The following is a 4,681-nucleotide window of genomic DNA, read 5'->3' as shown; positions in this document are numbered from 1 at the left end:
GCTTTTCTAAACTTCAATCTATTATTTATAACCTCACCAGTTCAATATTTATTTTCCTGACTCACCCTGATTTCTACTTTTCCTCTGCCTAGAGTGACAAATGAGGGCTAATAGTGCGATCGTCTCAACTTCCTTTGGCGCAGGGGATGGCGGTACTACCATCGTAAATACACCTAAACTCAGACTCAAAGATGGTGGTGCTATTATTACAACGGCTTTTTCTAGTGGTAATGCAGGTAAAATCATCATTAATGCCAAAGATGCCATTGAGATGAGCAGTTCTCAACAGCTAGACTTGAATCTTGCCAATAGCAATTTCGTTAATACTCAGATCACTTCTAGTGTTACTGCTGCACCAGCCATACTCCAACGCATTTTAGGGCTTCCTGAAAAAGCAACGGGTAATGCTGGGTCTGTGTTGATCAACACCTCGACATTAAGCATGGATAAGAGTGCTGTCATTTCTGTGGAAAACAGCCAAACAGGCCAAGGGGGACAACTAGAAATCACTGCGGATCTTGTGAATTTGGAAAATAGCTCCAGAATTAGTGCCTTAACAACATCAGGAAATGGCGGTAATATCAATCTCAATATTCAGAAAGCTCTGTTATTACGTCAGAGCAGCCAAATTTCAACCACAGCAGGAGGCTTGGGAAATGGTGGCAATATCACTATCAGTTCTCCAATCATTTTAGGATTAGAAAATAGCGATATCATCGCTAACGCCGTCCAAGGTCGGGGAGGAAACATTCAAATCACTACTCAAGGCATTATCGGTCTGGAATATCGCAATACTCTAACTCCTAGAGCAGACTTGACCAATGATATTACAGCTAGTTCCGCATTTAATGTCAGTGGCACAGTGGAAATTAGCAACATTGGTGTTGACCCCAATTCTGGTTTAATTACATTACCAGCAAATATCACTGACACATCCCAACAAATTGCTACAGGTTGTTCTAATACCAATGCGAGTAGTTTTGTTGCCACAGGACGGGGTGGTGTGCCGCAAAATCCTAGTCAGCAGGTTAGGAGCGATCGCACTTGGTCTGATATCCGCGATATCTCTGCATACAGAACCACTAGTAAAGTAACAGCACAAACACCTACACATCCACAGATTCCCATCCAAGCTACCTCTTGGCGGCGTAACACCCAAGGCAAAATTGAATTAATTGCCGATAAATCTTCTGTGAATTTACAACCATCATTAACTTGTGCTGCTGTTAATCAAAGCTGAAAAAAACTCATCGTAAAATTACACTGCCACCCCAATATCAAAATTTACTTTGGGAAAAATAGACACGGGGTCAAATGAGCATCCGTGCAGAAACTTACGCACTTGGCTGTAAGTGCGATTCGTTAGCTAGAAACTAGAACCTGTAAAGGTTTCAGAGGATTAGCTGCTAGGTAATGATAACAGAACCTTCTCCCAAAGGGAGAGGCTTCGCCAAGACAACTGAATGACCATGAGGGTGAGAACCCCTCCCTCCAGGTGCAGGAGTGAAAGCATACAGAACACGGTTAACAACTGTGTCCCCTACGGTAGAGGATAGCCTACCAATCCGTAAAGCGGGGGTAAAAAATGGCTCCACTGACAAGCCTATGTTGGTGTCCATAATTTGGTGGCTAATAGATAAACCCAAACCTGTGCCTTTACCTACAGGCTTAGTAGTAAAGAATGGGTCAAATAAATGCTTTTGAATATGTTCAGAAATTCCAATGCCATTATCAGTAATGGAAATTTTTACATATTGATTTTTATTTGCTTTAGTCCGGATATAAATTGTTGGCTCATTATGAATAATTTTGAGGAACTAGAGACACAGATTAAAATCTTGATGAAAGACTTCAATCTTTCCAAGGCGAGTGTCTATCGTTACCTTGGAAATTCCACCTCTTCCCCTTCAGAAAACTCATAATCCCCCTTTTCGAGGGTTTATACAAAAAAAACCATAGAGGTAAAATTATTTATCCATCTGCTTTTGATAAAGTGTAATTAAATGTGGTAAAAATGTCGAGCGATCGCGTTTTGGCTTTAATGAGAATTTTGATAAATGGGAATTTCTATACAAAACTTTGTATTGTTTCCTGGTGTAGAATCACACCACAACCGACCGTGATGTTTTTCTGTCACAATTTGATAACTGATTGACAACCCCAATCCTGTACCTTTGCCAATAGGTTTAGTTGTAAAAAACGGATCAAATATTTTAGATTTAATTTCTTCAGCAATTGGCTTACCATTGTTAGAAATAGTAATCATCACACTAGTTTCAGACTTTACCTGAGTTTTAATCCAGATAGTCAGTGACTCTATTCTCTCTAGCTGGGTTTCGTCTAACGCATCGATCGCATTTGTCAGTATATTCATAAATACCTGGTTGAGTTGCCTTGCAAAGCATTCAACCAAGGGTAATTTTGCATAATGTTTAATAACTTGAATTTTTGGGCGATTTGACTGTAAATTGAGGCGATGCTGCAAAATCATCAAGGTGTGATTGATCCCTTCGTGAATATTCACCTCTTTAAATTCGGCTTCATCCAAGCGAGAAAAATTACGTAGAGACTTGACAATTTCGCAGATACGAGCAGCACCAGCTTCCATTGACTGGACAATTTTTGGCAAATCCTCGCTCAAGAATTCTAGTTCAATTTCATCTACTTGTTGCTGTAAAGCTTGAGGTGGATTTGGGTAATATTTTTGATAAGACTGCACCAATATTACTAAGTCTTGAGTGTATTGCTGAATAAAACAGAGATTACCATAAATAAAACTGACTGGATTGTTGATTTCGTGGGCTACACCAGCTACCATCCGTCCCAAAGCCGACATTTTTTCGCTTTGCACCACTTGAGCTTGAGTTTGGTGCAACTCTTCTAAAGTTTTTTGCAAAATTTGATTATTTTCTATTAACTTTTGAGTGCGTTCAGCTACTTGATATTCTAAGGTTTGACTGTATGCTTCTAACTTTTGATTGGCTTGCTGCTGTTGTGTCAAAAGGTTTTTAATAGAGTGAATCAACTGATTGTATGAGGTGGCTAAAATACCAACTTCATCTTCGGTTGTAACTTGTACTCGTACATCAAAATCAGACTCCTGAATTGATTTTTGTACTACATCGGTTAGATTTTGAATGGGATGAGCGATCGCTCGACTCGTGTAAAATGCCAAGAGAGCAGCAATTACAACAGATAATACCAAGCTAGTATTAATAATTTGCGATCGTAGTATTTGCGACGTCTTGAGAATCTCTGATGCTTCTTCATACTCGTCAGTTGCACGGTCAAGTAACCCAGTCAGATCATGAGAAAAATTATCAATCTGAACTACTACTTGACTGCTACCGAAGTCGATGAGTTTTTGCCGTATGATCGCAACATTTTCTGGCTGCACATTCTCTAAATCAAAAGAGTCTAGGAGTTTTTCAACACTTTGTAGATACGATTCTGGTACTGTATTATAGGTTTGCATGAAACTTTTAACTAATGCAATTGTTTTCTCTGAGTCTCCATTATTTATTGAGATGTGGTTTTTCTCGAAAACTTGCCATTCTAACCATACTTGCCTCAATTCAACAATGTGTTTTCTCAATTCAACATAGTTTTGCTGCAAAAGAGTATCATTTCCCAGCAATGAAATTAGCTTCTTTCGTTTGCCTTTTGTTGTTAATTCGGCAATCTTAAGGCGATTGATAAGCTGAATTTCTTGGAGAGCATCTTCTTGAACCTTTAATGCTCTGTGGTGGTAAGCACGGGGAAAGGAAAAAAATTCAAAGCCCACTCCCGTGTAATACATGGGGGATGGATTTATCCATGTATTACTTGGAAGCAGTTGCTGATGTAGAAACCAATTCAATTAATCGTTTTAAAGCTTTTTGAGCCGATTTATAGCCAACCGCTTGTTTACCTAGCTTTAGCTCTGGGGGTCACCGTGGTCGGGTAGCAGGACTATATCGCTATAATCCCGCTACCCGACCACGGTGATGCCTACAGCCACTTTTCCTCCTACTAGGTATTAAGCTGCATATCTCATATCAACACCAATCTCGTCATTTATACCCTAATTAAATTTACGCATTGAAGTGTTAATCTTTGGCATTGCGCTTTCAGGGATTTTCGTCAATTTTCAGTTGCTGTTTGGAACGCTTAAGCGATTCAAACAAGACTTGAATTTCGGTGTAAGCCGATTCGGGGGAAATTACACCTTGGGTACTTAATTCACAGATTAAACTAACCTGATGCGTAAATTCCTGTAAATTAGCGTTAAAAACAAGGTTCTCTGGCGTAAATTTCCCATTGTAAGAATTAGGAGTAAAAAGAAAATCCATTAGCTCGATATTATGAATGGTAAATTGGTAAAAATTTAATTTTAATCTCATTCCCAGTTAATTTTAACCATTTATTAACCAATCGACAATTTCCTAACTCTAGCTTTGCCACAAAGCTGCAAGCCACGACAGTGCAAGACAGTTGCATCAGGGAGTCCTCTCAATCACCTTGCTATTCCTGGACTGTGACAACCCTTGGTAAGAAATTAATTACTCAGTTTCTTAATTTAGTGTGTCCAATTCTGTGACTTGAATGAAAAAATGAGCTTTTAGCTCACATTATGCTTCACGAAGCAGATATCCATTTTATACTTCGCAAAAATAGTGAAAGTAGAAAATTTATTTTTCCA

General features: G+C 39.0%; 4 protein-coding genes. 1 reads left to right on the top strand and 3 read right to left on the bottom strand.

Going from position 1 to position 4,681, the window contains the following annotated elements:
• Positions 1-100 precede the first annotated feature (100 nt).
• Positions 101-1,240, top strand: coding sequence for an S-layer family protein (locus tag H6G14_RS32865; RefSeq protein ID WP_190573149.1), 1,140 nt, complete (start codon positions 101-103; stop codon positions 1,238-1,240).
• Between the two features lie 166 nt (positions 1,241-1,406).
• Here the strand turns inward: H6G14_RS32865 and H6G14_RS34165 are convergent, their stop codons facing one another.
• The 3 genes from H6G14_RS34165 to H6G14_RS32845 form a co-directional block, all read right to left on the bottom strand.
• Positions 1,407-1,787: an ATP-binding protein gene (locus H6G14_RS34165; RefSeq protein WP_338421261.1), complete on the bottom strand. Its 381-nt coding sequence runs from the start codon at positions 1,785-1,787 to the stop codon at positions 1,407-1,409.
• Between the two features lie 251 nt (positions 1,788-2,038).
• Positions 2,039-3,799 (bottom strand): sensor histidine kinase, encoded by a 1,761-nt coding sequence (locus H6G14_RS32850; RefSeq protein WP_206757626.1) that lies wholly within the window; start codon positions 3,797-3,799, stop codon positions 2,039-2,041.
• Between the two features lie 310 nt (positions 3,800-4,109).
• Positions 4,110-4,331: a DUF7219 family protein gene (locus H6G14_RS32845; protein ID WP_190573144.1), complete on the bottom strand. Its 222-nt coding sequence runs from the start codon at positions 4,329-4,331 to the stop codon at positions 4,110-4,112.
• Between the last annotated feature and the right edge of the window lie 350 nt (positions 4,332-4,681).

The sequence above is a fragment of the Nostoc parmelioides FACHB-3921 genome, from assembly GCF_014696625.1.
In the GTDB taxonomy this organism is placed as follows: domain Bacteria; phylum Cyanobacteriota; class Cyanobacteriia; order Cyanobacteriales; family Nostocaceae; genus Trichormus; species Trichormus parmelioides.
This window is presented reverse-complemented; position numbering and strand designations above follow the sequence as displayed.